Raw genomic sequence first — 1,411 nt, forward strand, 5'->3', positions numbered from 1 at the left:
TCCACGAGGTCGCGCAATGTTTTCCGGACAGATTTCCTCGATTTGTTGGCTCGCGCCAGCAATCACATCAACGCCCGGGCTTCAATTGGACGCACAGCAGAAATGTTTTGCGACAGCCTCTGAAGGCTGAGGTTTCTCGGAGATACTGATGAACGCAGCAACCCAACGGCCCGCTTTTCCATTTGCTGCGCTGATCGGCCAGAAGCCGTTGCAGCAGGCGCTCCTGCTGGTGGCGATCGATCCAGGTCTCGGCGGCGTGCTGGTGAGCGGGCCGCGCGGCACGGCGAAATCGACCGCGGCGCGCGCGCTCGCTGAGTTGTTGCCGGAAGGGCAACTGGTGAATTTGCCGCTCGGCGCGAGTGAAGACCGCTTGATCGGCACGCTCGATATCGAAACCGTGTTGCGCGATGGCGCAGTGCGCTTTTCGCCTGGCTTGCTCGCGAAAGCGCATCGCGGCGTGCTGTATGTCGATGAAGTGAATCTGCTGCCCGACGGGCTCGTCGATGCCTTACTCGATGCGGCTGCCAGTGGCGTAAATACCGTCGAGCGCGATGGTGTCTCGCATAGTCACGATGCGAGCTTCGTGCTGATCGGCACGATGAATCCGGAGGAAGGCGAGTTGCGGCCGCAACTGATCGATCGGTTTGGTTTGATGGTCGAGTTGCAGAACTGTTTTGAGCCACGGGTGCGTCAGCGGATCGTCAAGGCGCGTCTGGCGTTTGATCTCGATCCGGAGGGTTTTCGAGCTGGGTATACGCAGCAACAGGAAACATATGTTCGGCGAATTCTTACAGCGCGTGAAGCGCTGCCGAAACTCGACTTCGACGACGCCGTGCATGGACATGTCAGCGCGCTGTGCATCGACGCGGCGGTCGATGGGTTGCGTGCCGATCTCGTGATGCTGCGCGCAGCGCGGGCATTGGCTGCCTTCGAACAGGCGGCTGCCGTCACGACGGAGCATGTCGAGCGGGTCGCTGAGGCGGTCCTGGCGCATCGGCGGCACGATCGCGAAACGTGTACAGATGGTGATGCGCGCGAGAGCGAAGCGCCGCAGCAGGCTGCTGACGATGCGATTGCCGCGCCTTCGCAACCTTCGCAATCCTCGCAAGATGCAGCGTCAGGCGCCGCTACTACCGATAGCGATTGGGGTTACTTGCCACCGCAGCCCGCGGGCGTTGCGCAGGTCAAAGGCGTCATTCCGCTCAACGCAAAAAAACGCTGAGCCATCGGAAGGGTGCCGCCGCTGACTCGCGCAGCGGTTTTCGATGGCGGCAAGGTGCTAGCGCAGGTTCGCGTAGCCATTTGCAAGGTTTGCAAGGCGCGCCGGGCAAGCGCATTGCATGGCTGCCGACGCTCACCGCGATGCGTCAGGACACGCTGCGCGAGTCAGCGGCGGCACCCTTCCGATGGC

General features: G+C 62.0%; 1 protein-coding gene. It reads left to right on the forward strand.

Going from position 1 to position 1,411, the window contains the following annotated elements; genetic code table 11:
- The first annotated feature begins 148 nt into the window (after positions 1-148).
- On the forward strand, positions 149-1,222 hold the full coding sequence (locus tag GNZ13_RS46365; RefSeq protein WP_172177648.1) for an ATP-binding protein: 1,074 nt from the start codon (positions 149-151) through the stop codon (positions 1,220-1,222).
- Positions 1,223-1,411: the final 189 nt, after the last annotated feature.

The organism is Paraburkholderia elongata (genome assembly GCF_013177735.1).
In the GTDB taxonomy this organism is placed as follows: Bacteria; Pseudomonadota; Gammaproteobacteria; order Burkholderiales; family Burkholderiaceae; genus Paraburkholderia; species Paraburkholderia elongata.